Raw genomic sequence first — 24,978 nt, forward strand, 5'->3', positions numbered from 1 at the left:
GACCCAGTGACCTTCCCATATCTACGACGGCGGCTGGTGGCGTTCGGTGTCGATGGGAATCAGCTTGCTGTTGCGGCTTGGCCGCCGGGAGCGATGAACATCGGTAGTGGCCGGAGTTGGGCGGGCGGCCAGTGGAGGGGCGGGAGTTGCTGTGACACGAATGCGTATGGCGTCCGGCCGGATCACCCTTGCCGTCAGCGTCGTTCTGCTGGCAGTGCTGTCCGGCGCTGTGCCCACAGCGGCGCTTGCGTCGGGCGCCGGGCTCAGTGGGCCAACGGATGCCGAGGAGCTGAGGGCCAATTGCGCGGAGTACGGTGATATCACCGTATGCTCAGCCCAGGTACCCAGCTTCGATGGTTCGCCCCTTGACGTGGACGTAACGCGTCCCATGCCCGGCACCGGTGACCGCCATCCGATGATCGTGTTGCTGCACGGATTCGGCAACGACAAGCACGAGTGGGAGTCCACCTCGGACGTCGCCGATGGGGCGGACAAGTACCACTGGAACAACCACTGGTTTGCCAGGCACGGCTACTACGTCGTCACCTACACCGCTCGCGGGTTCCGCGACAACGGTCCACGTGCGAGCTACCAACCGGCGACTCCGGCTGGCGAGGCCCCGACGTGCCTGCCGCCTGGCGGCTCGGCCTGCCCGCCCACGGGCACGATACGGGTGAAGAACAAAGACGTCGAGATCCGTGACACCCAATGGTTGGCCAGCCTGGCCGCGCTGGCGTACCCCGACGTCAACCCGGATCAGGTTGCGGTCAGCGGCGGCTCCTACGGTGGCGGAGAGAGCTGGCTGCAGGCCGCTGCCCAGGCGGGTAGCGAGTACTGGAGCGATTTCCCTGGCCTGCCACGACTGCGCCTGCAGGTTGCCGTGCCCAAGTACCCGTGGACCGATTTGGCGTATTCGCTGATGCCCAACGGCCACCCCGGCGGCCCTTCCGGAGCGGCTCCCGGCGAGCCGTACCGCGGGACAGATGAGTACTCGTCCTCACAGGGTGAGCCGGACAGCCTCGGGGTCGGCAACCCGATTGGCGTCGCCAAGACCAGCTACATCGGTGGCCTCTACGGCCTGGGTACCGCCAACGGCGTCTTCGACGAGGGGTCCCTGTCGCCGCAGAGCAACGGACCGGAGCCGTTCACTGCCTGGCTTGGCAGGGTCAACGCGGGGGAGCCGTACGGCGGCTCGGGCCGTGTGGACGACCCGATGATGGCCCAGGTGAGAACCGCCTTCAGCGCCTGGCACTCCGCGTATTACCAGCCTGGGTGGCGCATCGGCCGGAACGCGGGCCGCGAGCCGGCGGTCTTGTCCGTCTCCGGCTGGACCGACGACCTCTTCCCGCCCGTCGAGTCGTTTCGGATGTTCACCTATCTCAAGAGCCTCGACCGGGACTGGCCGGTCGCCGTGATGGTGGGCGACGTCGGGCACTCCCGGGCGCAGAACCCGCCGACGGTGTGGCAAGCGATCAACCAAGGGGCGTGGACGTTCCTGCAGGCGAACATAGCCGGCGGCCGACCCGCGCGCACCGCCGTTTCCAGCTACCCCACGCGGTGCGAGGGCACTGCGACTGCCGCCGACGCGATCAGCGCACCCAGCCCCGCCGCCCTCGCCAACGGCAGGCTGATCGTGGAATACCAGGGCGAGGCCCTCCTGCCAGCGACGGCCGGCGCCAGCGACCCGGACGGCCCCGCCACCGACGCAGTCGCGGGCGGCAACACCGCGAGCGGCCCGGCCTGCCGCATGTCCGCACGACTGGCCACGCCGACCGGCGGCGGGTACACGTCGCTGTCGCGGCCGCTGCCCGCAGGGCAGACCTTCGTCGGCGTCGGCCACGTTCAGGCCCGGTACGCCGCGACGCCGGGCGCGGCCGGCGCCGTGTTGATCGCGCGGGTATGGGACGTCTCGCCCGACGGCACTGCCGTGCTGGTAACCCGAGGTGTCTACCGGTTCGACTTCAACGGGTACGACGCCCACAGCGGGATTGTCCAGGTGCCGCTGTACGGCAACCACTGGACGTTCGCTGCCGGCCACCGGATCCGATTGGACCTGGCCCAGGTCGACCACCCGACCTACCGGGCACCGAACGCCGCGGTGACGGCGACACTGGACCTGTCCGCCACCCGCCTCGTGCTGCCGGTCCGGCAGGACGCCGAGATCACCATGCAGTAGTCAACGGCACCGGGGCGGCGACCACAAGGCTGGTGCACCCCCTGCCACCGACTGTGACGGGCGCTCCGGTGAAACCGCAGCCACATGCCCGGCTCTGGCAGCCACGGCCGATACGCCCGCCGGTACCCTACCGGCCACGCTGCCTGCGTCTTAGCCCGCGCGTACCGGTTCCCACCGGTCGCCAGGTCGGCTCGACGGCAAGGAGGTGCCGGTCATCCCTCAGTCCTGGGACGGGGTGGTGATCGGCAGCCGGCGGCGCTTGGCCGATGGTTGTTGCGCTTCAGCGGTTGACGTCGATGTCCATCACGAGGGGTTACTACCTCCGACACGACGCAGGCATGATTCCGACCTTCAGAGGAGCTTCCATGCGTATCCGTCCACCGCTGGCCGTCGGGGCGGCCTTCGCCCTGGTCTTGACACTCACTCCATCGGCCGCTTCGGCCGTCGTCGATGTCGGGTCACCGGGCGTCGAGCGGCTCGATGTCCGCCGTACGTCGGAGTCCGTACGACCTACCGACGCTCAACTGTCTGCGGTGCGCGAGTTGGTGGGCGCCGCGGGCGCCGGCACGCGGGTCAGCTGGGACGGGCGGTTCGGCACGCCTCGGACGATCCGCAAAGACGGTGGCTGGCTCACCGGCCCGCGTTCGGGGAACGCGATCGAGGTGGCCCGGTCCTTCATCGACGCCCATCGTGACGCGTTCGGCCTGACGGCGGCGGACGTCGCGGCGCTGACGGTCTTGCGGGATCACGAACTCGTCGGCACCGGCACGCACGTGGTGAACTTCGCGCAGACGTTCGCCGGGGTTCCTGCGGTCCGCGGGGGGCGCCTCGGCGTGGCGGTGACCAGCGACGGGAAGGTCCTCTCCTACGCCGGCAACTCCGCCCGCGGCGGCGGGCTCACCGCTGGGCACAAGCTGTCCGCCGGCCAGGTGTTGGAAGGTGTGGCCAGCAAGCTCGCCCCCGGCGTGGCCTACACGGCGCAGCCGACCGCAGACCGTGCAGGATTCCAGGTCTTCGCGAAGGGCCCCTTCGCCGGTGAGTCGTATGTGCAGAAGGCGGCGTTCCCGACACGCGACGGCGCCCGGCCGGCCTACCGCGTGCTGTTTATCAAGGCCCTGGATCAGGCGTGGGACACCGTGGTCGACGCGTCCACCGGGGAGACGCTGTACCAGACGTCCCTGGTGGCGCGCGACGCCGAGGGCACCGTCTACGAGAACTACCCGGGCGCGCCGGCCGGCGGCGCACCCGTCGTCAAGTCGTTCGGGCCGACCGCCCAGTCGCCGTCGGGTTACGTCGACCCGACCGGGCTGGTGGGCGTGGCCGGGCCGACGACCTTCGGCAACAACGCGAACACGTACGCCAACTACTCGAACTTCCTGGTCCCCGCGGACCAGGGACCGCGGCCGGTGAGCCCGACCGCGCAGTTCAACTACGCGTACTCCGCGAACTGGGCGCGCAGCAAGGGCCAGGCGGTACCGCCGAGCTATGTCCTGGATCTCGATCCGGCGGCGACGAACCTGTTCTGGCACCACAACCGCATCCACGACGAGTTCCGGGCGCTGGGCTTCACTGAGTCCGGGGGCAACTTCCAGGTGAGCAACGGCGCCAACGGCGGTTCGGGTGGAGACCCGGTCCTCGGGCTGGTGCACGCCGGCGCGACCAGCGGCGGCGCACCGACGTACACCGGCCGGGACAACGCCTACATGCTCACTCTGCCCGACGGTATCCCGGCCTGGAGCGGCATGTTCCTGTGGGAGCCGGTCAACGACAGCTTCGAGGGGCCGTACTCGGACGGCAACTTCGACGCCTCCGTCATCGAGCACGAATACGCACACGGGCTGTCCAACCGGTACGTCAGTGGTGAGGACAACGCCCTCAACACCCACCAGTCCGGCTCCATGGGTGAGGGCTGGGGCGACTGGTATGCGCTGAACTATCTCTACGGCAAGAAGCTCGCCACCACGGCCGTGGTCGGCCAGCACGCCACCGGCAACACCGACCGGGGCATCCGGAACTGGAGCTACGACAAGAACCCCACCGGCTTCGGTGACATCGGATACGACCTCGGCGGCGCCGAGGTCCACTCCGACGGGGAGATCTGGACGGCCACGCTGTGGGACATGCGTAAGGCCCTCGTCGCTCGCTACGGCGAGGCGGCGGGCGGTGAGATTGCCGCGCGTTTGGTCACCGACGCGATGCCGCTGTCCCCGGCGGACCCCTCGTTCATCGACATGCGTGACGCGATCCGCACCGCACTGGACAACCGCTACCACGGCAGATCCGACTATGCCGCGCTGGTGGACACCGTCTACGGTGCCTTCGCCAAGCGGGGCCTGGGCCTGCACGCCGCCACCGACGACGGCGACGACACCGACCCCACCCCGTCCTACGAGCACGTCAATCCGGCCCGCAACGGCACCCTGACCGGCACCGTCGTGAATGCCGCCACCGGCAAGCCGATTCCCGGCGCCCGCATCAGCCTGGGCGTCTTCGAAGCCAGGGTCACCCCGCTGCGGACCTCGTCCGTGGACGGCGGGTTCTCCGCGCCGGTGACCGCCGGCACCTACCCGGTGACCATCACGGCTGAGGGTTTCGGCGCCCGGACCTTCTCTGGTGTGAAGGTCACCGCCGGCACCACCTCCGCGTTGCGGTTCGCTCTGGCGCCCAACCTGGCGTCTGCCGCCAACGGCGCCACCGTTGTCTCGGCAACGGCGACCGGCGCCGCACGGCTGATCGACGACACCGAGGCCAGCAGTTGGAAAGCCAGCCGGGAGACCGGCAACGCGGTGATCAAACTGGCCGCTCCTGCGCAGATCTCGTCGGTCCAGGTCAGCGCCTTCACCACCGCCCGATTCGAGGGGCTGCGCTCGTTCACCCTGCAGACCTCCACCGACGGGGCGAACTGGCAGACCGTCCTGACCAAGCCGGAGGCGTTCGGCTACCAGACGCCCCGCCCCACCGCACCCGACCTGCACTACAAGCAGTTCACTCTGCCGAAGGCGGTGCAGGCGCAGTACGTGCGGTTCTGGACCGACGCCTCGCTGGGCGAGACGAAGAGCGACGTGCAAACCGCCGAGCTGCAGGTCTTCTCGCAGACCGCTATCGGGGTGGAGCCGCTGCCGCCGTCCCCGCCGGACGCACCGGTGACCGACAGCGGGCTCATCGTCGCGGGTAACCCGTCCACCGGCACGGCCGAGGACGCCACCGGCGTGACCGCCACCGCGTTCAAGACGGCCTGTGCGGTGCCGGCCGCGCCGGCGCAGGGCGCGGACGGTTGGGTCACCAAGCTGCCGGACAGCTTCGGCGACGGGGCACACGAGGCGCAGGTTCACAGCGACACCGTCACGCCGTACGACTTCGACCTGTACTTCTACGACGAGTCATGCACCCTGCTCGGCTCGGCGGCCTCGTCGGCCGCGGACGAGTCCGGCACCATCCCGAGTGGGGCCCACTACGTCCTCACCCAGCTGTGGCTGGGCGCCGCAGTGCCGTTCACCCTCACCGCGACCGACACGAGGTGACGCAGAGCGTGGGGTGCTGGAGCAGTTTCTCCTGAACCTGTCCGTGCCGTATGTTGCGTGGTGGCTGCTGGACGCCCGGCAGCCACCACCTCCTGCCCCTGCCGGTGTCCGACCCCTCCCGACGCGCTGAATCTCCCGGGCGTCCTTGTGGAGGCCAGTTGTGCAGGTTTTGATACCCTTGCGTCACTGGCAGTGTGCTTGCCGGAGAGCAACGGTCGCGGATCCGCCGTTGGTGGTTAGCCTGCCGGTATGAGCGACGGCGGCTCGACGGCGGTGACCTGGTGAGCGTGGGCGTGCACGGGAGTCCACCGGTCGTGCTGCTGTCGCAGCCGTTCACGGGCGCCACGGTGACGCAGGTACGGCATCTGCTTGCCGCGCAGGTCGCGGCGGTCGGCTTGCCCGGCGAAGCCGGAGACGACTTCGTGCTGGCCGTTCATGAACTGGTGACCAACGCGGTGCGCCACGGCGGCGGGGCAGGGCAGGTGGATCTCTACCTGCGCGCTGATGTGCTGGTGTGTGAGGTGACCGATCACGGTGCCGGCATAGGTGACCTGCTCGTCGAGATGCCGGCGGCGGACGTGCCGGGCGGCCGAGGGCTGTGGTTGGCGCACCAGCTAACCGGCACGCTGACGGTGACTGGAGGGCCCGCCGGAGTCGCTGCCTCAGTGAGCGTCTGCCTTACCCCCCAATCGACACCCGTCGCTCTGGACAGTTCGCCCCCTGAAAGGGATAGGGTCGACTTATCTGCCGATGAAGGGTGAGTAGGCGTGAGTCCAGAGCCGACCTGGCGATATCGGGTCCGTGCCGACGGTGACGCGAGGACTGTCGCGCTGTCCGGCGAGATCGACATCAACGGTGCCGAGGAGTTGCACACGCTGCTGCAGGAGGCGGTTGATGCAGGCAGCGGGGTGCAGGTCGACCTCGCCCAGGTGACATTCATCGACTCCACCGTCATCACCGCGCTCATCAAGTCGCGGAACTCGGCCAGGGTTGCAGGTCGCCGTTTCGCGGTGGTCAATCCCGCCGCCCAGGTGCATCGGGTACTCGCTGTCACCGGGGTCTTGAACGCCCTGACATCCGGCACCCGGTGACGGCCACGATCGGCCAGGGGAGCACCCTATCTTGCGGACACGTGGCGATACCGCGCCATGGTGCAAACGGTGCATCCGAGATACGAGCACGGTAACGTCAACACTGCCGCTGGTCCCGCCGGCCTCGAACTGGCTTGCTTGAACCAGGCCGGAGCTCCGCCGGCCCTCGCCGGCCACACGATCGTCGTGGCCGGTTCGGGCGGCGCCGCGGAGGTGCGAAGACAGCGGGAGCTTGCCGAAATGTGTGGGTGTTGACGGTCACCGGGCCGACGATGGAAGGGACCTGTCGACCAGTCGCGCGTGAGGGAGAACCCATGCGATCAAGGTGGGGTCGGTACCTGCTCCTTGCGAGTGGGGCAGCGATGACGCTGGTGCCGTGGATAGCCGACTGGAACCGCCGTCACACCTTCGGGCCGGGTTACGGCCCGCACGCCCGCTGGCACGGTACCGCGGAGGTGGTCGGCGCAAGCTGGTCCGGCCTGATGATGCTCTGGCTGCTCGCCCGCGATGGACAGCGGGAGCGGGGGCTTGCGACCGGGGTGGCTGCGCTGCTGCCGCTGCTGCGCTATGGCGCCTTCAACGTGACCCTCGCCGTGCCTGGAACGTCTCCTTACGAAGAGGGCGGGCCCCCTCTGCGGCTGCTCGGACTGCCGGCCTCGTTGGTCAGCCAGGACGTCCTGATCGCGCTCGCGCTCGGCGGCTACTGGTTGGAGCGACGCGCCGCACGGCAGTGAGCTGAATTGCCGGCGGACAGGAACGCGGGCGAGGTTGCTCGCATTTTCGTGTCAGGGGCGGCTGTCGAGACTATGCGCCGCCGCGAGGGGTAACCCGGCACGCTCAGAGGTGCCGGGTCACTTCGTCGCTCCTGGCGCCTGCACTTGGGCGCCCGCTTCCTGGGTGCCTCCCGCATGTTGGTTCGGTGAGGTGGTCGATGGCGGAGGGTGTTCCCCGGAGAGTTGCTGGAGCGGAGAGCCGCCGGATGGTCGTCACCGGTGGAGGTGAGCAGAGAGCTTCGGACGGCACGGGCATACTCGAGCGCTTCGTGGACCTGTCGGGAGGGCCGCGGGCGCGGATTGTGGTGATCACCACGGCCAGTGGTGAGGCACGCCGGGTGGAGTCGGAGTACCTCGAGGTCTTCGACGCGCTGGGTGTGGAGCACGTCTGTGCGCTGCGCCTAAAGGACCGGGAACAGGCCAATCCAGCCCATGCGCGGGTGGCGCTGACGGGGGCTACCGGGGTGTTCTTCGCCGGGGTGACCAGTTCCGGATCGCGTCCGTGCTCGGGGACCCGCGTGGATTCGCTGCCTCACGCCAGGATCAGGGAACCGACCAGGACCCGTCGAGCGGAAGGAGCTGGGGATGACCATCGGTAGGGACGACAACCCGCTGGAGCTGCCGCCCGAAGCCGACGCGGTCGAGCAGCGGCAACCGCTCGTGGACGATGGGCAGCCCGACGAGACGCCGGCGGCCCAGCCGGAGAGCGCGACGGAAGCCGACCTGGTCGAGCAGGGCGAGTCGGTGATCGGCGAGCACCGGCTGCCGGCGACAACCCTGCCGGCCGATGCCAACGCAGCTGATGCTCTGGAGCAACGCCAGCTGGTCGAACCGATCGACGAGGACCGCCGCGAGTGAGGTGGGGCGTCCCGCCCGTCGCCCGACAAGCCCATACATGCTGCGCCCGGCGCTCTGGACGGCGGTGGCCACTGCCCTGGGAACGAGGCCACCGCCGAGGCGTCTGCGGGCCTCGACGATGTTCTTGGTGACGTGCTCCATGACCGGCAGGACGATCGGCTGGGCTGCTGCGGGTGAACCGGCTGTACGGCCGACCGACCGCTGGCTACGGTCGGCGGCCTTCGCAGCGGCGTTCCAGTCGGTGCACCTCGTCGACGTGGTCGTTCCGTCGAGGCCGTCAACGGGAAGGGGCGGGTCTAGGTAGCACGTAGGCGGCCCCGCGGACGGTGAGCCTGACATGTGTCCCTGACGGATAGTGGGTTGGCTGATCCAGGATCCGTGCGGTCACCCGTGTTCCGTCGTGTAGCTGGAGGTCGAGGAGGGCGTCGTGGCCGTGGAACAAGTAGTGACGGACGGTTGCGGGTACACCCGAAGTGTCAGCGTCGTTCAGGCGCAGCTGCTCAGGCCGTATCAGGAGGGTTACGTCCCCGTGGTGCGAGCTGGAGAGGGGCAGGGTGCCAAGCCGCGTCTGGGCCGTGCTGCCGTGGGCGGTGGCGTCCACGAGGTTGGCGTCGCCCACGAAGGCGGCGACCCATTGGTCGGCGGGCCGGTTGTAGAGGTCGGAAGGGCTCGCGGTCTGCCTGACCCTGCCGTCGTGCATGACGGCGACCTGGTCGGCGATGGAGAGTGCCTCGGTCTGGTCGTGCGTGACCAGGACGGCGGTGGCGTTGTCCGCGCGCAGCGCGGCGCGCAGGTCGGTGCGTAGTTCCGCGCGCAGGCTTGCGTCGAGTGCGGTGAACGGTTCGTCGAGCAGGATCAGCGGTGGGCGTGGTGCCAGGGCGCGGGCAACGGCCACCCGCTGTTGCTGCCCACCGGACAGCTGGTGGGGCATCCGCTTGCCGTACCCGGCGAGACCGACGAGGCTGAGCACCTCCTCGATCCGGCCGTCACGCCGGGCCGCCCGGTCGAGGCCGTATCCGACGTTGCCGGCCACATCCATGTGCGGGAAGAGCGCGCCGTCCTGCGCCACCACGGCGACGCGTCGCCGGTGCGGGGCGACGTGCAGGCCAGACGCGGACCCATCGGCAGCTCATCGAGCCAGGACAGGTAGGGGCGGCCCTCCCGGCACCGGTCGTACGGCACGCACTGCCAGCCGACGAGGTCCAGCGTGACGCCGATGACAGAGAGCACGAAGGCGGCGGTGAGCGTGCCGGCGAGCAGTCGGCACAGCGCACCGAGCAGCCCGAACCGGTCGGTCGGCGTCGGGCGCAGCCAGACCGCGAGGTTGCCCAGCATGAACGGCAACAACAGCACCATCGAAGCGGTCCGCACCGCCGCGCCGGCGGTCAGGGCACCCCAGCGGTACGCCTCCACCGCGACACCGTCAGTGGAACCGCCGGCCGCGCCGCTTCCCGGCCGCGGCCGGTAGAAACCGGCATGACGATCCCCGGCCACCCGCACCACGATCGGGTGATCGAGAACCGTGCCGCCGGATACCCCGTGCACCCTCAACTCAACGGCGTCACACGCAGGTCCTGTGCCCACGCGGACAGGGTCACAGACAAGCAGCCGGCTGGCAGCCAATACCGCACAAACAGCAAAATTGCGACTTGTATTGAGTGCGCCGGTGAACCGCATCTCCCCGCCAACGATTGACATGTGGAACTTTTTTCGAACGATGCGTATCTATGACCATGGGCCGTGTGGGTGCCGCGATCCGCCGTACGCTGGCGTGCTGTCTTGTCGCGGGCGGGTTGAGCCCGCTGGTATCGCCGCCCCGAGTGGCACCGGCCGCGACGGCAACGGTGAGCGTCTCCGCCGCGTCGGCCACCCTGGCCGGCTACCCGGTGTGGGCGCACTTCACCGATCCGACCGCCGGGCGCGACTACACCATCCTCACGGAGCTGCAGCGGCTGATCGACGCGGCGCCCGCCGGCTCCACCATCCGGGGAGCAATCCACTCCCTCAGCGTGGATTCGATTGCCGACGCCCTGCTGCGCGCGCAGAGCCGCGGCGTCACCGTGACGGTGAACCTCGACGGCAAGAACGCGGCCTCGACGGACTCGGCCGTCGCGACGATCAAGCAGCTGAGCAACTACCAGTTCTGCCTGAACAGCAGCGGCGGCCACGGCTGCATCAGCACCAGTGCCGCCGGCGACATGCACACCAAGCTGTTCACCTTCACCAGCACCACCGATCCGAACGGCGTCGCCCGCAACAATGTCGTCTGGTCCGGGTCGAGCAACCTCACCTACGCCACCGGCCCGGACGCTTTCAACAACGCCATCACCGTCCACGGCGACGCGGCGCTCGCCGCCGGGCTCAACGCCAACTTCACCGACATGTGGAACCGCCGGCACTACAGCGGCAACGACTACTACGACGCCGCCTCCGGCCGGGGCTACTACCAGGCGGCCCGCGGCCGACGCGTACGCGTCTCCGGAAGGGGTCGGGCAGACCGACACCATCGTCACCCGGCTCAACGACCTGACCCCCGACACCAACTGCCGGCTGCGGGTGGCCATGGCGTCGGTGACCACCGGGCGTCCGGAGATCGTCGATCTCGTCACCCGGTTCCGCGGCGGCCGCGTGCAAGCTCTGGATGGTGATCGGCACGAACGCCGACGGCGGCATCGCGATGAGCCAGTCGGTCTACAACGAGATGCTCGACGCTGGCGTGGCCATCCGCCGCCAAGACAAGGTGCACGACAAGTTCTTCGTGGCCTACGGCAAGTACGGCAGCGCCTACCAGTACCGCGTCTACACCGGCTCTCAGAACTGGACCCAGGACGCCCTCAACGAAAACGACGAGATCTTCGTCAAGATGGCCCCGGAGAGCGGCACCACGCACCCGCTCTACGACGCCTACTACACACACTTCAACGATGCGTACAACTACGGGGTGACCTGCTCGAAGAGCAGCTTCCCGTGCCGATCCTGACCGGTTGGCGCTCTCTTCCTGTTGATCCCCGCGTTCCGGGGAGTGCAGGGTGTGGACCTGTTCGGGTCGCCGGCCTGATGGGCGTCCGGCACGGCCGCCAGCGGGTGGGCGGCACGGGCGAGATCGTGCGATCGTCCCCGCTGCCCGCCCCGACCCCAGGAGGGCGGCGGCAGCACCGTCGTGACGGCCGTCGCTGGGCACCGGCGGCAGTGGCAACATTCATCCTGCTCAACCTGCTCGCGATCGGCGCGTACGTGAACGCCCGGTTCACCCCGGACCACCGCAGCGATGGCCCGGCCGGCACCGGCGCGGTCCCGGCGGTGGAGCGCGACGGCGGGACGGTGGTTGTCGTACCGGCGGTCGACCCAGCCTCAGGGTCCCGCATGGACGTCTCACCTTCGACCGCACTAGCCGAATACGCGCTGCCGCACCCGCTGATGACCATGACCATGGACCCAGTTCACGGTTGCAATGTGAACTTCCTTCGCGGGTTCGGGCCGCTGGGCGGGGGTAGGACCTAGGGGCAAGGCCAACTCAAAGGAAGGAAGTACCTCATGCGAGTAGCACGCCTAGGCAGGACCGTCGCGGCCCTCGCTGCGGGGGCAGGACTCATCCTCGGCAGCGCCGGAGTGGCCCAGGCCGCCCCGGTGACCCAGCAGGCCCCGGCCGTCGCACCCGCCGCGTCCACGTTGAGCAGCCCGGTCACGGGCAGCTTCACCGACGCCCTCGGCGGCGCCGGCACCTTCGCCGGTACGTTCACGCCGACCCGGTTCGTCAACCAGAACGGCCAGCTGGCGGCTGTCGGCACGCTCACCGGGACGTTGACCAACTCGGCGGGCACCGCGCTTGGCACCGTGACGCAGCAGGTGACCGTGCCGCTGCAGGTCAGCGGTACCTGCGACATCGTGCACCTGAACCTCGGGCCGCTGGACCTGGACCTGCTCGGCCTTCAGGTGCACCTCGATGAGGTGGTGCTGGACATCACCTCGCAGCAGGGCCCGGGCAACCTTCTCGGCAACCTCCTGTGCGCCATCGCCGGTCTGCTCGACAACACCGGTGGCGCGGGCGGCGCTCTGAACGGCATCGTCGCCCTGCTCAACCGGATCCTGTCGCTGCTGGGCTGATCGACGACAAAATCCACTGCGGGAGCTGACTGTGGAGGCCGCCGGGAGCATCGGGCGGCCTCCACCGCGTGGAAGAGTCTGTTCGCCCAAGATAAGCCGGGACCACCCCGTACGCGATGCTGCCGGGTGAACGCCCGCTTCACCTTGACCGCCCAGGCGCTGAGTCACCATCGAGGTCATGGCCGGCGACGAGAGCCTCATTGGTGCCGGACATGGCGCCTCATTGACTGGCAAGAACGCTGGCGGGAGCGTCGGTAAGGTCTCTCGCGGGCCGGGCGTCCTTGGTCGGCCGCCTGCGCAGCGCCCACTCGGTCACAGCCAGGTTGATCACCCAGCCGGCGAGCATCAGCAGCACCCGGGCGAGTCCGCGCGGCTGGCCAGCCAGCAGGATCCAGGGCAGGTGGGTCAGGACCTGGGTACCCGCGCCGAGGCCGATCGCGTAGCCGCGGGCCATCCAGGCTCTGTGACGGGGTATGTCCCGACGCCGGATGGCGGCGAAGCCGAGGACGATGCAGCCGACCATGGCCGAGCCGAAGAGGAGCCGGATCGGGGTCAGGAGCACGTCATCGATGGGCGGGCGCGGATAGAACAGCGTCATCCAGAGGCCCGACAGTGCGGCGGTGAGCCCGCTTGGGATCAGCAGCCGCCCGGCGATGCGGTGCCAGCCGGGTCGGCGGCGGCGGAGGCCGGGGGCGAATTGGAACGCCCCCAGGAGGCAGTAGAGGCTGGCTCCGACGATGTGCACCAGCACGGGTACGGGCGAGGCGAAGAACCGGGCATTGTCCGGTGTGACCGTCGCACCGGCGGTGAGCTCGGTGACCCGGGCGGCGCCGGCGATCACGGGAACGGCGCTGAGCATGATCAGGCCGACGGGTACCAGCCATTTTCGCTTGGCGGAGGAGGTCACGAGGACATCCCTTCATCTTCTGGTCATCCGTTCAGCCGCCACTTGACCACGGCCCGAAAGTGTACGGCGTACACCTGTCGGTAGGGTAAGGTGTACGCCGTACACTGTCAAGACGCGCTAGCCTTTGCATCCGCTTCAACGGAGGGCGACGCACATGGCCCAGCAGCAGATGAACGGCGCGCGCCGGGCCCCCCTCAACCGGGACCGGGTGCTGCGCGCCGCCGTCGAGCTCGCCGACCACACCGGCGTCGACTCGGTGAGCATGCGCAACCTCGCCCAGGAGTTGGGCGTCGTGCCGATGGCGCTCTACAAGCACGTGGCCAACAAGGAGGAGCTCTTCGACGGCATGGTCGACATCGTCGTCGGCGAGATCGATCCGCCGGTCGGCGGCACCGAGTGGAAGCCGGCGATCCGACAGCGCATCCTTTCGGCGCGACGTGCCCTGCTGCGCCACCCCTGGGCGTCGCGCGTGATCGAGTCCCGTCCGCGGCCCACCCTGGTCGTCCTGGACTACCTGAACTCGGTCGTCGGCATGTTCCGGGCCGGAGGCTTCTCCGTCGACCTCACTCACCACGTGATGCACGCTCTCGGCAGCCGGGTGTGGGGGTTCACCCAGGACCTGTTTCCCGCCTCACCGCTGCCTGCGGACCCGCAGTTGCAGGCCGCCATGTTCCGCGAACTGGCCGGCAGGTATCCCCACATCGCGGAGATAACGATGTCCGCCGCCCACGACGAGGGGTCGGTCGTGGGCCAGGGCTGCGACGACCAGTCTGAGTTCGAGTTCGCGCTCGACCTGCTGCTCGACGGGTTCGACACGCTCCACCGGCAGGGATGGACTTCCCGCAGCAATTAGTCCTGACCCGACGACAGGCGCCCGTGTGTGGTCGGTGCCGGTGCCCTCGGGGCCCGGCACGTAGGCAGTCCCTTGCTTGGGGCGGACATCGATGGTCCACATCCTGTATTTGCCCACACAGGGGGCAGAAGGGGCCCCTGGCCGGCGGTGACGCCAAGCCCAGGGGCCCCTTGACGCGAGCGGCCTACGTCAGCCGTCGGACTCCGACGACGGGATGTAGGCGCCCGGCACGTCCTCCGGCGCGAAGATCTTGTCCTCGCCGGGGTACGGCTTCGTCCACTCGTGCGTCTGGTACCACGTGAAGTGGTTCATCTGCGCGGGGTTCGCGAAGTCGGGCTTGGCGTCGGGCCCGGTCAGCCGCTGCTGCGACTTCCAGTCCTCCCACTTCGCCGCGACCTCCTGCTTGTCCGCTGGCACCTTCGCCGACGGCGCGGCCGCGGCACTGGGGTTCTGCGGCGCCGGAGTGTCCGGGCCGCAGGCAGGCGGGGTCTTCAGACCTGCGGTCAGCGAGGTCCGATTGGGCAGCGCGGTGAACGGGGTGAAGTCCGCGTTGTGGGTGAACGCCCCACGCATCGGGCTGGCCGCGCTGTCCTTCTGGTTCATCGGGTGGATCCCGAGGATCTGCTCGATGGTCCGGATCATCGTGATCTGCGTGTAGTAGTGGCTGTCGACGACGCCGTGCCTGGCCCAGGGACTGATGATCTGGATCGGGGCACGGTGGCCGTCGACGTGGTCAAGGCCGGCCTGGGAGTCGTCCTCGACCACGAAGATCGCCGAGTCCTTCCAGTACGGGCTGTGCGAGATCGTGTCGACGATCCTGCCGACCGCGAGGTCGTTGTCCGCGACCTGAGCGGCCGCGTTCGGCGGACCACCGGTGTGGTCGCTGGAGAGCCAGAACATGTTCAGGTTCGCCGGCCCGTTCTTCTCGAAGTCACGCTTCCAGATCTCGTACCGGTAGATGTCCGGGACACCGGTGTCGAACTTCGGGAAGCCGGGCACCGACACGTCGTTGAGCGACGGGATCGGCGAGGACGAGACCATGGAGTAGGCGGTGTCCTGCCCGGTCGCCGCCATGTTCCTGGTGTCGCAGTACAGGTTCTGCCAGCTCGCCCCGGCCGGCTTGGTCAGGAACTGGTGGAACTCGCCGAAGTCCCGCACGGTCTTCCCGGCCGCCTGCGCACCGGTCCAGATGAAGCCGGTCCGCTGGTGGCCGAGAGCGTCGTCCTCGGTGTCGTAGCTGCGGATGTACTCACCGGCCGTGGACTCGGTGTACTCCGGGTTGTCGGCCTGCATCAGCCAGTTGTGGCCCTCGGCCGAGTTCGTGCCGATGTCGTACGTGTTGTCGTACAGCCCGAACTGCTGTGCGATCGCGTGCTGATTCGGCGTCACGTTCTCGCCGAACTGCGCCAGCGTCGGGTCGCCGTTCCCACGCGTGTCGTCACCGAACACCTGGTCGTAGGTCCGGTTCTCCTTGACGATCAGGAAGACGTGGTTGATCGTCGAGGGGTCACCGAGCCGCAGCGGGACCGGCACCGGCGTCGCGTCGCCCTTGCCCTCGGTCAGCGTGACCGAGCCGCCGTGCCAGCCGTTCTGGCTGAAGACCTTGCCGGTCTCGGACTTGATGACATCGTCGCTCGGCAGCGTGAACCGCTGCAGGCTCGACGTCGTGTCGTGGGTGCCGTGCGCGGCGCTGTTGGTGGGGCGGCGGGCGTCGATACCACGGGTGTTGGAGACCAGCACCTCGTTGCCGACGGTGGTGATCTCCGCGGGGAAGTAGTCCGTCGGGAGCAGGCCGACGTAGCTGACCGGCTCCAGCGGGGTCGTGTACCGGTAGACGGCGACCGCGTTGGCGCGGCCGAGCGTCACCAGCAGGTGACCGTCGTCGGTGAGCGTCACCGCGTCGGGCTCGTAGCCCACCGTCGCCTCCGGCCACGGCTGGGTGGCGATGGTCTGCACGACCTCGTTGCTCGCGGTGTCGATGACCGACACGTCGTTGGTGGCGGTGTTGGTGACGAACAGCGCCCCGTTCTTGGCGTACAGGGCGGTCGGGTGCAGACCGACGTCGATGCTCGTGACGGCGGCAGCCGGGTTCGCCAGGTCGATGACGCTGACCGTGCCGGTGGTGGTGGCAGCGGTCACCGGGTCGGCCGGCACCTGCGTGTTGTAGGAGTTGATCGTGGTGTCGCCGGGCTTCGCCGGGCGCCCGCCCTCGTTGCTGACGTAGAGCTTGCTGCCGACCGTGATCACGTCGCGTGGGGCGTTGCCCACGGCCCAGCTCTGCTGGATGGCCCCGGTCGCCGCGTTGATGGCGACCACCCGGTTCTGGCCGTTGACGGCGGAGTACACGGTGGAACCGTCGGGCGAGAACACCGCCTCACCCACCAACGCGCGCTTGACCCCGTCCTGCGGGATCCGGATGAACGTCGCGTTGGCGAGGGTGCCGTCCGGGTTCACGGTGAACTTGCGGTAGCCGTCGGCCTGGCCCAGCCACAGCTGGGAACCGTCCGGGGAGTACGCGGGGCCTTCCTGGCCCACGTCGTTGCCGCTGATGCGCAGATTCGCCGCCGCGTTGTTGCCGACGAGCTGCTGCACCTTCCAGTTCTTCAGGTCCACGATGGCCAGGGCCATCCCACCGTCGGCGACCGAGGCCGCGATATGGGTGCCGTCCGGGCTGACCGACGACGACATGATCTTGCCGTTGTTGATGACGAGGCGCTCGCCGATCGGGTTGATGTACTGGTCGTCGGACACGACCAGGCCCTGGTCGGTGGTCTGGCCGACCTGGTCGGTGCCGAACTGGTGCGTCTGGGCGAAACCGATGCCGCTGCCCGCGGCGACGACGACAGCGGTGGTGCCTGCCGTGACGAGGGGTATCCGGCGGCCGATGCGTCGACCGAGAAGGCTGGAATGGTCCTTCTCGACACGCCGACGGCGTGTTACCTGCATTGAGTTATCCCTTCCGGGTGGTGGGGAGCAGTTCGACGTTGCCGTCGAACTGCCAGAGCGGGTTCGGTGCGTCCCCGGTCGGGGTGCGCACCAGGAAGTAGCCGTTCACTTCCTTCGGTCCGTCGCCATCGGCCACGAACCGCCCGTCTGCGGTGACGTCGAGCTGGTAGATGGCCGTCCCTGCGGCCTCGACGTCGGGGAGATGCCAGGAGATGACGCAACGCCAGTCGTTGCCCGGCCCCTGGGCGGCGAGATTGCCGCCGCCCTTGTTGCACGTCGCCGTGGCCTGCAGCTGCGCTTCGGTGACGTCGGGGCGGTTGAGCTGCTGGGTCTGCATGCGGTAGAGGTGGGCGAATGCCGTGGCGACCGAGCCCTGCACTTTGTCCTGCTCGATCCCGGAGCCCGTCGCCGGGGTCGCCGCGGCGACGACCGCGACCGTCACGGCGACCAGCCCGACGAGCGGCAGGACTCCCGCAGTGACCGCGCGGCGCCCTGAACCGTCGTCGGTCAGGTTGGTGAAGTCGCGTCGCAGGAAAAGCACGTAAGCCAACGCTGTCGCGGTCACGGCCCACACCAGGCTGACCACGATGCCGATCAGGAGCGGGCCGAGCTGTGCCGGGTTGGTGAACAGACCGTTCCAGGCGATGAAGGCGTAGCCGGGCAGCGCGACGCGTACGGCGACGGGCAGCGGCAGCATCTGGGCGAGCTGCATCGCGAGCGCGACGAGCGCGGGCAGCAGCAGTCCCATCGGGGACCGCCCCAGCGCGACGGACCCGAGTAATCCGATCGCGGCGAGGGCCAGGGTCGGGGCGAGTACGCAGACCCAGGCGAGCAGGCTCTTCCCGGCGGCGTCCGGCGGCGTCAACAGGTGGCCGTCGAGGCCGACAAGTGGCTGGTTGCCGACCGCCACGACCCCGCCGGCCGCGCTGGAACAGGCCAGCCCGGCCACGAGCAGCAGGATGACGGTGAGGCTGGACAATGCCTTCGCTGCGAAGATCCGGCGAGGCGACCGGACCGCCACGAGCAGGTGACGCCAGGTGCCGAGCCGGTCCTCGGAGGCGAACACGTCGCCGGCGACCACCGAGGTCAGCAGCGGGAGCGCCCAGGTGCCCGCGAAACCGAGCATCACGAGCGTTCCGGCCCACCCGGTGGCGTGCATCCAGCGACCGAAGAGGGTGTCGACGGGCAGCGAGCTCTGCTGGCTCACCGCGGCGACGAAGAGCGCCGGCGCGATCCAGCAGGTGAGGACCAGCAAGCGGATCCGCCATTGCGAGACCAGCTTGACCAGCTCGAAGCGGTAGCCGCGCGCCACCGAGACGCGGCGGGTACCGGCAGCGTGGACGTCGGCGATGGTCGCGGTCATCGAATGACCTCCTGCTGCTCGGTGAGGGCGAGGAACGCGGCCTCGAGTGGCGACACCACGGGTGCGAGCTCGCGCACCGCGATGCCCGCGTGCACGAGCCGCACCACCAGTTCGTCGAGGGCGGGCACCAGCGCGCGTACGACGAGCACCTCGGTGTCGTGCCGTGCCCCGGCGTCGTCGTCGACGTGGACTCCGGCCGTGTCGGCGGCCAGCCGGCGGGCGGCCTGGGGGTCCGAGGCGCGTAGCCGGTAGTCGAGTTCACGGCTCTCGGCGGCCAGCTTGCTCAGCGGGCCGGAGAAGACGACCCGCCCGGTGGCGAGGATGGTGACCTCGGAGCACAGTGCCTCGAGATCGTCCATGCGGTGGCTTGAGAGCACGACGCTGGTTCCGTCGGTCGCGAGCCGGGCCAGGACACTGTGTACGTGTTTTTTGCCGGCCGGGTCGAGGCCGTTGGAAGGTTCGTCGAGCACGAGCAGCCGGGGCTTGGTGAGCAGGGCGGCGGCGAGCCCGAGCCGCTGACGCATGCCGAGGGAGAAGCCGCTCGCCCGGTCGCCGGCGACGTCGGTGAGCCCGACCTGGTCGAGCACGTCGTCGATTCCCGTTGTCCGCACGCTGTGGCCGCGGAGAGCGGCCAGGGCGGCGAGGTTCTGCCTGGCGGTGAGCGAGGGGTAGAGGCCGGGCCCGTCTACGAAGCCGGCGACACCGTCGGGAGCGGCGAGCGCCCGCGCGATCGGCGTACCCAGGATCTCGAGGTGGCCGCTGTCGGCGACGGCCAGGCCCAGCAGGAGGCCGAGCAATGTGGTCTTGCCGGCGCCGTTCGGCCCGACCAACCCGTGGATCTGCCCCTGGGTTACATCCAGATCGATGCCGTCGAGTGCGACGACGTCGCCGAAAGACTTGGTGATCCCGCGAGCCCGGATTGCGAGGAGTGCGTCCATGAGCCCCTTCTTTCGTAGCCTTAAGCAACATAGGGACGGCAGACAACGCGGGCAGGGACAGCTGGCTGAACGTTCATGGAACGGGAGACGACGGGGCATCCGCCGCGCCGATGCCCTGCCGATGGCCGTCGATATTTCGAGCGTGAGGGCCGTACCTGGGAAGCGGCCAATCTGCCCGCAGTGGCCGGTGCCGCGGGAGCCAAGGCGTCCAGCTTGGTGACCTCTTCAGCGACCCGAGGGACTTCGTCTCTACCCGTCGACCGACTCAATGGGGTGCTCGGCGTGCGAGGGGTCACGACCGGTTAGCGCCCAAGGGGATCTGCAGGAATCCAATGCTCGAGCTTGTCCTGGGCAGGGGCTCACAAACCGGCTGTCACCTAATCGCCGTCACTACCCTGTCCCGGGTGAGCGATCATGCCTGGTTGGCTGACACCCGAACCTCCTATGACACGGTCGCGGTCAGCTATGCCGCCCAGGTGCGTGAAGCTCTCGGTGGTGAGGTTCCCCCGATAGCGTGGAGGCCAGACCTAAGGGGATAGATGGTCATGGCTGAGACGAGACGGCGGTTCGACCGGGAGTTCCGTGAGGGCGCCGTGCGGATCGTGCGGGAGACCGGTAAGCCGATCGCGCAGGTCGCCCGGGATCTGGGGATCAACGAGGGCACCCTGGGCAACTGGGTCAACCAGGACAAGCGCTCTCGCGGTGAGGCTGCCGGTGGCGGGTTGAACGAGGATGAGCGTGCCGAGTTGGCGCGGTTGCGGCGGGAGAACGCCGAGCTGGCGATGGAGCGTGATGACGCCCCTATGTTTGTCAAGTTGAGGGAGTCGGCGTTGTCGCTGGTGGCAGGGCTGCGGTGATGAGGGGGAAGATCTGTCGGGCGACGTAGCGCTTCAGGCAGCGGATGATCTCCTTCGTTGATTTGCCCTCGTGTGCCCGTTTGGTGGCGTAGTCGCGGGTGCGTTGGTCGCGGCCGAGTCGGGTCAGGACGATGGTGTAGAGGGCGCTGTTGGCGCGCCGGTCGCCGCCGCGGTTGAGCCGGCGACGGGTGGTCTTGCCCGAGGAAGCCTCCACGGGGTTGACGCCGCAGAGGGCGGCGAACGCGGCCTGGTTGGTCAGCCGGTCGGGGTTGTCGCCGGCGGTGATGAGTAGCGCCGCGGCGGTGTCGGGGCCGACGCCGTACTGGTCGAGCAGCTGCGGCGCGCAGGCGGCGATGGCGCTGCTCATCTGTTGTTGCAGGGCGCGGGTTTCGTCGGTGAGGGCCAGGACGCGGCGGGCCAGGCTGCGTAGGACCGTGGTGGTCGCCGCGTGGGTGCTGTGGTCGGTGGTGGAGGGTAGGGCTGCGCAGCGGCGGATCAGCGCGACGCGGCCGAGACCGCTCAGCGATTCGCGCAGTGTCGGGTCGGCGCGCACCAGCACGGCCTTGAGCTGGTTGATGGCCTGGGTGCGGGCCTTGACCGCCGAGTCCTTGGCGATCTTGAACATGCGGATCATCTCCGCGGCGCCGTCGCCGCTCTTGGCCAGGCCGGTGGCCTGCCCGGACAGCACTGCTCGGGCGGCGTTCTCCGCGTCGATGGCGTCGGTCTTGCCGCGGCGGCGGCGCACCGCCCGGTCGGGCCGGTTGACCTCGATGACCTGCAGCCCGTCGCGGTGCAGGTGCCGGGTCAGCGCGGTGCCGTGGGAGCTGGTTCCCTCCACGCCCGCGCGGCGCAGCCGACCGTGTCCGCGCGCCCAGTCCACCATCGCGATGTAGCCGGCGGCGGTGGTCGGGAACGCCCGGGTGTCCACCAGTGCACCCAGCACGGTGATCACGGCGGCGACGTGCGCGTCGTTGTGCGTGTCCACCCCGAGGATGATCTCCTCATCCATCGTGGCGGCGTTGGTCGGGACGTCGGTGGGCAACACCAGATCCTTCCACTCGGGAACAGGGATCGACGTCGACCGGACGTGGTGGTCAGGACTGTGACGGTGCCCATCGGCGAGGCCCCTATCGGGACACATCCACGCCCGGGTCGGGTCGGTGCCACCCAGGGACGAGGTCGACGGGTCATCACGAAGGCACCGGCAGGGCCAGTCTCAAGCTGGGTCAGACCCCGCCCGCCGGGCGGCACCAGTCCATCCTCACAGTTCTCAAGCGATCCGTGGTCCTGTGGGTCAAGGAGGCGACGAGGTGAGCGTGGCCGGGTTCGTCGCTTCCCAGAGGACCGAACACGGTGTGCCGCACACGGTGGCCTGCCGCGCGCTGGGGTTGAGTGAGTCGTGGTTTTACAAGTGGCGTGGCCGGCGGCCCACCGCCCGGCAGCGGCGGCAGGCCGATCTGGATGAGGCGATCCAGGTCGCGTTCGAGGCCTCCGGCGGCACGTATGGCTCGCCGCGGGTCACCCTTGATCTGCGCGCGGCCGGTTGGCGGGTCGGCGAGAACACCGTCGCGGCCCGGATGGCGCGGTTGGGTCTGGCCGGGCGCACGCCACGGCGCCGGCGCAGCCTCACCAAGCAGGGCAAACGGCCGGTGGCGCCGGACCGGGTGCGCCGCCGGTTCACCGCCGTCGCCCCGGACGTGCTGTGGTGCGGCGACATCACCGAGGTCACCACGGACGAGGGCAAGCTCTACCTCGCCACGGTGATCGACCTGTACTCCCGCCGGCTGCTCGGCTACGCCATGAGCGCGCATCACGACGCCGAGCTGACCACGGCCACCCTGAGCATGGCCGCGGCCACCCGCGGCGCCACCGTCGACGGAGTGATCTTCCACAGCGACCGCGGCAGCGAATACACCGCCGCCGACTACGCCAAAGCATGCAAGCGTCTCGGCGTGGCCCAGTCGATGGGCAGGGTCGGCTGCGCCCTGGACAACGCCGCCGCCGAGGCGTTCAACTCCACCATCAAGGTCGAATACATCCATCGCCAGCGGTTCCGCACCCGCTCCGAGGCCCGCATCAAGATCGCCACCTGGATCGTCGACTTCTACAACCTCCGCCGCCGCCACAGCGCCTGCGACGGCATGTCACCCATCGACTACGAACGCTTCATGGCCCACGCCCGAGAAGCCCGGGCCGCATAACGGAGCCCTCCACGATTCCGGGGGATTGACAGTGGCGAGCCCTACCTGCGGGGGAGTCTGGCGACGTTCGCCGACATGATTCACGGCGCCGGCGGTGGGCCGGTGGCCGACGTGGGCTGCGGACCAGGACACGTCACCGCCCACCTACGCGAGTTGGGCATCGACGCCTTTGGCATCGACCTCTCACCGTCGATGGTTGCGGTGGCTCGGCGTGACCACCCCGGCATGCGGCTCGAGGTCGGCTCGATGACGGATCTGGACCTCGCCGACGCCTCGCTTTCCGGGCTTCTTGCCTGGTGGTCACTGATCCACGTTCCCGACGACGCGGTGCCCCGAGTTCTGGCACATTTCCGGCGGGTGCTGCGCCCCGGCGGGCTGCTGCTGCTCGGCTTCCACGTCGGCGACGAAGCACGGCTGAAGACACAGGGCTACGGCGGCCATCCCATGAAGGTCTACGTCCACCGCCGCCAACCCAGCCAGGTGGCAGCCTGGCTGCGCGACGCCGGATTCACGGTCGAGGCTCAAACACTGCTCGACCTGGACCAGAGCGTTCCAGGTGCCGTCCTCTTCGCGCGTCGCATGGCCGAGTGAGGTGACGCGACCCTCCTGGAGAAGCCCGACGTGTCAGCCTGCGCCCTTCTACCTCAACGGGCCAGCGGTCGTTGGGCCTCGACCAGCACCTGGGAGCGTCTCTGGTTTCCTATGTGATCCTCAGCGAGCCGGACTCCCTGCCGGTACTTCCGTCCCGGTGAGTGATCGGGGTGGCGCGTACGTGGCGGTGGAAGCCGCGGCCGAGGACGGCCCCGCGGACCCGGTGTGGGTGTCGCGGGGCGGTGGTGGGAACCGTGTGCGGCACCTGGCGAACCGGCCCTGACGGCTGGGTCTCCTGGGGTGTCCGTCCCGCCGGACGCTTGCCGGCAGTTCCCGGTGGGGGTTCTGCCGGGGCGGGAACCTGCCGTCGCAAGGGCAGCAGGCGTGAGGTCTTGACCGTTGCAGGTCGGACCTGCTTCGGGGTGGGTGCGGTCTTGCGTCGGTCCCGCACCGGCCTGATCGTGGCGGCTGGGGTAGGTCGACGGCTCCGGCGCCGGACGGGTGTGTCGGTGGCGGTCCGGATCGCGGTGTTGCCGTTACGGCCGCGGCGGGTTTTGGCCTGGTTGGCCAGGCCCCGGGCGGCGATCCGCTGCGACGCGGCGTGGTCACGGTCCATCGACAGGCCACACGAGCAGGTGGCCCACCGGTACCCGGCGGCGCTGCGCTCCGGTGTTTTGACGTGCTTGATCGCGCGGCCGCAGCGGGGACAGCCGGACGAGGTGCCGCGCGCCGGGACAGTGACGACGGCGATGCCTGCTTTCGCGGCGAGGTGGGCGATGGCGGTGAACACGGCGCCGCGTACCGCACCGGAGAGTCGCCGGTTGAGGCTGCGTGACCGGCCATGCGCCTCGAGGGTGGCGAGGTCCTCGATGTAGATGACGGTGGCGGCGACCGCGGTCGCCGCGTCGACGAGCCACCGCGCCGCCGACCAGGCAAGAGCCTTGTTGAGATGCCGGATCCGGGCGCACACCGCCGAATGCTCAGCCTCCAGGACGACAAGCTTCGCATTCAATGCCGGGGCGTGGGCGGGTCGGCCGTCACGCAGCCGCGCCAGATGATCGGCTTTGGTGTGGAGGTGTTCGCGGTGGCGGCGTAGCCGCACCAGCTTCGCCGACACACCCGTCGCGTCGAACCGCAACGGGCGCCCCTCGACCAGGACCGAGCCAGCTTGGTCGAGGTCGGCCACGGTCGCGGTCAGCAGGGTGTTCACCCCCCAGTCGACACCGAGCGCCCGCGTGTGCCCGTCCACCGGCGGCGGGGTGTGCGGGGTCTGCCAGGGCAGGTCGACCCGCACCTTGCCATCGCGGGGCCGCAGCGTCGGCGTGCACACCTTCACCCCGGCGGGCACGGGTGCCGGCAGCACCACGTCGACGGCATGCCACACCCAGTCGCGGTAGGAGGCCGGCGCCGCGCATACCGGAAGCTGCGACCACACCCGCACCACGCGGTCGTCAACCCGGTCGACGACGACCTGTTGCCGATCGGCCGCAGCCAGGCTCACCTGCCGCGCCACGACCGGCGGACCCTCCAACTCACACAGGTCCGCCGGCAGGTGACCATGCATGTCCATGTATCCGGCGATCTGCCGGGTGCGGTTGCGGATCGTCGCGTTGTCGGTGCCCTCGGGTAACTGCGCACGCAACGCCGACCATTCCTCACCGGTCCGGGCGAACGGATCGGCCGGCCACGTCGCGAGCAGCGCGGCAACGACCGCACGACGGTGGCATCCCAGACGCAAAGCGCGGGCGGCTTCCTCCTCCGCGATCCGACGAACCCGGTCTGACACCACCACACCCGCC

Annotated in this window: 20 protein-coding genes and 2 pseudogenes; 15 read left to right on the forward strand and 7 right to left on the reverse strand. The window is 69.3% G+C overall.

The features are described 5' to 3' along the window. Positions 1 to 160: 160 nt before the first annotated feature. The 6 genes from ACFOYX_RS07925 (at position 161) to ACFOYX_RS07950 (ending at position 8,419) form a co-directional block, all read left to right on the forward strand. The gene (locus ACFOYX_RS07925; protein ID WP_322440243.1) at positions 161 to 2,176 is read left to right on the forward strand and encodes a CocE/NonD family hydrolase C-terminal non-catalytic domain-containing protein; all 2,016 of its coding nucleotides are present in this window, start codon (positions 161 to 163) and stop codon (positions 2,174 to 2,176) included. Positions 2,177 to 2,541: 365 nt separating this feature from the next. Continuing rightward, positions 2,542 to 5,697, forward strand: a complete 3,156-nt coding sequence (locus ACFOYX_RS07930; RefSeq protein ID WP_322440242.1) for a M36 family metallopeptidase — start codon at positions 2,542 to 2,544, stop codon at positions 5,695 to 5,697. Between the two features lie 314 nt (positions 5,698 to 6,011). Continuing rightward, the gene (locus ACFOYX_RS07935; protein ID WP_322440241.1) at positions 6,012 to 6,458 is read left to right on the forward strand and encodes an ATP-binding protein; all 447 of its coding nucleotides are present in this window, start codon (positions 6,012 to 6,014) and stop codon (positions 6,456 to 6,458) included. A 6-nt stretch (positions 6,459 to 6,464) separates the two neighbouring features. Further along, positions 6,465 to 6,788: an STAS domain-containing protein gene (locus tag ACFOYX_RS07940; protein WP_322440240.1), complete on the forward strand. Its 324-nt coding sequence runs from the start codon at positions 6,465 to 6,467 to the stop codon at positions 6,786 to 6,788. A gap of 362 nt (positions 6,789 to 7,150) precedes the next feature. Next, the gene (locus ACFOYX_RS07945; RefSeq protein WP_322440239.1) at positions 7,151 to 7,522 is read left to right on the forward strand and encodes a hypothetical protein; all 372 of its coding nucleotides are present in this window, start codon (positions 7,151 to 7,153) and stop codon (positions 7,520 to 7,522) included. Between the two features lie 624 nt (positions 7,523 to 8,146). Continuing rightward, on the forward strand, positions 8,147 to 8,419 hold the full coding sequence (locus ACFOYX_RS07950; RefSeq protein WP_109802244.1) for a hypothetical protein: 273 nt from the start codon (positions 8,147 to 8,149) through the stop codon (positions 8,417 to 8,419). A 277-nt stretch (positions 8,420 to 8,696) separates the two neighbouring features. Here the strand turns inward: ACFOYX_RS07950 and ACFOYX_RS07955 are convergent. Continuing rightward, positions 8,697 to 9,536 (reverse strand): annotated as a pseudogene (locus ACFOYX_RS07955) (ABC transporter ATP-binding protein); the annotation flags it as partial. Between the two features lie 99 nt (positions 9,537 to 9,635). Here ACFOYX_RS07955 and ACFOYX_RS07960 point away from each other — a divergent pair. From ACFOYX_RS07960 to ACFOYX_RS07980, 5 genes are all read left to right on the forward strand, one after another. After that, positions 9,636 to 9,887 (forward strand): hypothetical protein, encoded by a 252-nt coding sequence (locus ACFOYX_RS07960; protein WP_322440238.1) that lies wholly within the window; start codon positions 9,636 to 9,638, stop codon positions 9,885 to 9,887. Between the two features lie 352 nt (positions 9,888 to 10,239). Beyond that, positions 10,240 to 11,067 carry a phospholipase D-like domain-containing protein gene (locus ACFOYX_RS07965; protein ID WP_322440237.1) on the forward strand — a complete coding sequence of 276 codons (828 nt, stop codon included), beginning with the start codon at positions 10,240 to 10,242 and terminating at the stop codon, positions 11,065 to 11,067. Continuing rightward, positions 11,064 to 11,399, forward strand: a complete 336-nt coding sequence (locus tag ACFOYX_RS07970) for a phospholipase D-like domain-containing protein (RefSeq protein WP_322440236.1) — start codon at positions 11,064 to 11,066, stop codon at positions 11,397 to 11,399. Before ACFOYX_RS07965 ends, ACFOYX_RS07970 begins: the two co-directional genes overlap by 4 nt. Before the next feature lie 209 nt (positions 11,400 to 11,608). Beyond that, positions 11,609 to 11,920 carry a hypothetical protein gene (locus tag ACFOYX_RS07975; RefSeq protein WP_322440235.1) on the forward strand — a complete coding sequence of 104 codons (312 nt, stop codon included), beginning with the start codon at positions 11,609 to 11,611 and terminating at the stop codon, positions 11,918 to 11,920. 33 nt (positions 11,921 to 11,953) lie between these two features. After that, a complete protein-coding gene (locus tag ACFOYX_RS07980) occupies positions 11,954 to 12,523 on the forward strand; it encodes a hypothetical protein (RefSeq protein ID WP_322440234.1) in 570 nt (189 codons plus the stop codon). 220 nt (positions 12,524 to 12,743) lie between these two features. On the opposite strand, the gene ACFOYX_RS07985 is transcribed toward ACFOYX_RS07980, so the two are convergent. Continuing rightward, positions 12,744 to 13,382, reverse strand: coding sequence for a DUF2306 domain-containing protein (locus ACFOYX_RS07985; protein ID WP_322440282.1), 639 nt, complete (start codon positions 13,380 to 13,382; stop codon positions 12,744 to 12,746). A 202-nt stretch (positions 13,383 to 13,584) separates the two neighbouring features. Here ACFOYX_RS07985 and ACFOYX_RS07990 point away from each other — a divergent pair, with 202 nt between their 5' ends. After that, a complete protein-coding gene (locus tag ACFOYX_RS07990; RefSeq protein WP_322440233.1) occupies positions 13,585 to 14,283 on the forward strand; it encodes a TetR/AcrR family transcriptional regulator C-terminal domain-containing protein in 699 nt (232 codons plus the stop codon). Between the two features lie 189 nt (positions 14,284 to 14,472). On the opposite strand, the gene ACFOYX_RS07995 is transcribed toward ACFOYX_RS07990, so the two are convergent. Genes ACFOYX_RS07995 through ACFOYX_RS08005 form a run of 3 tightly spaced genes read right to left on the reverse strand, consistent with a single transcriptional unit; the run spans position 14,473 to position 19,530 of the window. Continuing rightward, the gene (locus tag ACFOYX_RS07995) at positions 14,473 to 17,229 is read right to left on the reverse strand and encodes an alkaline phosphatase family protein (RefSeq protein WP_322440232.1); all 2,757 of its coding nucleotides are present in this window, start codon (positions 17,227 to 17,229) and stop codon (positions 14,473 to 14,475) included. A gap of 4 nt (positions 17,230 to 17,233) precedes the next feature. Then, positions 17,234 to 18,592, reverse strand: a complete 1,359-nt coding sequence (locus tag ACFOYX_RS08000; RefSeq protein ID WP_322440231.1) for an ABC transporter permease — start codon at positions 18,590 to 18,592, stop codon at positions 17,234 to 17,236. After that, a complete protein-coding gene (locus tag ACFOYX_RS08005; protein WP_322440230.1) occupies positions 18,589 to 19,530 on the reverse strand; it encodes an ABC transporter ATP-binding protein in 942 nt (313 codons plus the stop codon). The genes ACFOYX_RS08000 and ACFOYX_RS08005 overlap by 4 nt, the downstream gene beginning before the upstream one ends. A 545-nt stretch (positions 19,531 to 20,075) precedes the next feature. Here ACFOYX_RS08005 and ACFOYX_RS08010 point away from each other — a divergent pair. Then, positions 20,076 to 20,387 carry a transposase gene (locus ACFOYX_RS08010; protein WP_322440229.1) on the forward strand — a complete coding sequence of 104 codons (312 nt, stop codon included), beginning with the start codon at positions 20,076 to 20,078 and terminating at the stop codon, positions 20,385 to 20,387. On the opposite strand, the gene ACFOYX_RS08015 is transcribed toward ACFOYX_RS08010, so the two are convergent. Continuing rightward, on the reverse strand, positions 20,341 to 21,429 hold the full coding sequence (locus ACFOYX_RS08015; protein ID WP_322440228.1) for an IS110 family transposase: 1,089 nt from the start codon (positions 21,427 to 21,429) through the stop codon (positions 20,341 to 20,343). The genes ACFOYX_RS08010 and ACFOYX_RS08015 overlap by 47 nt on opposite strands. A gap of 268 nt (positions 21,430 to 21,697) precedes the next feature. Between ACFOYX_RS08015 and ACFOYX_RS08020 the strand changes: the two genes are divergently transcribed. Both ACFOYX_RS08020 and ACFOYX_RS08025 read left to right on the forward strand, forming a co-directional pair. After that, a complete protein-coding gene (locus ACFOYX_RS08020; RefSeq protein WP_322440227.1) occupies positions 21,698 to 22,588 on the forward strand; it encodes an IS3 family transposase in 891 nt (296 codons plus the stop codon). Positions 22,589 to 22,618: 30 nt separating this feature from the next. After that, positions 22,619 to 23,179, forward strand: a pseudogene (locus ACFOYX_RS08025) (class I SAM-dependent methyltransferase); the annotation flags it as partial. A 109-nt stretch (positions 23,180 to 23,288) separates the two neighbouring features. Here the strand turns inward: ACFOYX_RS08025 and ACFOYX_RS08030 are convergent. After that, on the reverse strand, positions 23,289 to 24,821 hold the full coding sequence (locus ACFOYX_RS08030; protein WP_322440226.1) for a zinc ribbon domain-containing protein: 1,533 nt from the start codon (positions 24,819 to 24,821) through the stop codon (positions 23,289 to 23,291). Positions 24,822 to 24,978 lie beyond the last annotated feature (157 nt).

The organism is Micromonospora sp. GCM10011541, assembly GCF_042650725.1.
Lineage (GTDB): Bacteria > Actinomycetota > Actinomycetes > Mycobacteriales > Micromonosporaceae > Micromonospora > Micromonospora sicca.

Coding starts and splice junctions, on each gene's coding strand:
- ACFOYX_RS07925 (WP_322440243.1), top strand. CDS start 161: ATGCGTATGGCGTCCGGCCGGATCACCCTTGCCGTCAGCGTCGTTCTG.
- ACFOYX_RS07930 (WP_322440242.1), top strand. CDS start 2,542: ATGCGTATCCGTCCACCGCTGGCCGTCGGGGCGGCCTTCGCCCTGGTC.
- ACFOYX_RS07945 (WP_322440239.1), top strand. CDS start 7,151: ATGACGCTGGTGCCGTGGATAGCCGACTGGAACCGCCGTCACACCTTC.
- ACFOYX_RS07950 (WP_109802244.1), top strand. CDS start 8,147: ATGACCATCGGTAGGGACGACAACCCGCTGGAGCTGCCGCCCGAAGCC.
- ACFOYX_RS07960 (WP_322440238.1), top strand. CDS start 9,636: ATGACAGAGAGCACGAAGGCGGCGGTGAGCGTGCCGGCGAGCAGTCGG.
- ACFOYX_RS07980 (WP_322440234.1), top strand. CDS start 11,954: ATGCGAGTAGCACGCCTAGGCAGGACCGTCGCGGCCCTCGCTGCGGGG.
- ACFOYX_RS07985 (WP_322440282.1), bottom strand. CDS start 13,382: ATGCTCAGCGCCGTTCCCGTGATCGCCGGCGCCGCCCGGGTCACCGAG.
- ACFOYX_RS07990 (WP_322440233.1), top strand. CDS start 13,585: ATGGCCCAGCAGCAGATGAACGGCGCGCGCCGGGCCCCCCTCAACCGG.
- ACFOYX_RS07995 (WP_322440232.1), bottom strand. CDS start 17,229: ATGCAGGTAACACGCCGTCGGCGTGTCGAGAAGGACCATTCCAGCCTT.
- ACFOYX_RS08000 (WP_322440231.1), bottom strand. CDS start 18,592: ATGACCGCGACCATCGCCGACGTCCACGCTGCCGGTACCCGCCGCGTC.
- ACFOYX_RS08005 (WP_322440230.1), bottom strand. CDS start 19,530: ATGGACGCACTCCTCGCAATCCGGGCTCGCGGGATCACCAAGTCTTTC.
- ACFOYX_RS08010 (WP_322440229.1), top strand. CDS start 20,076: ATGGCTGAGACGAGACGGCGGTTCGACCGGGAGTTCCGTGAGGGCGCC.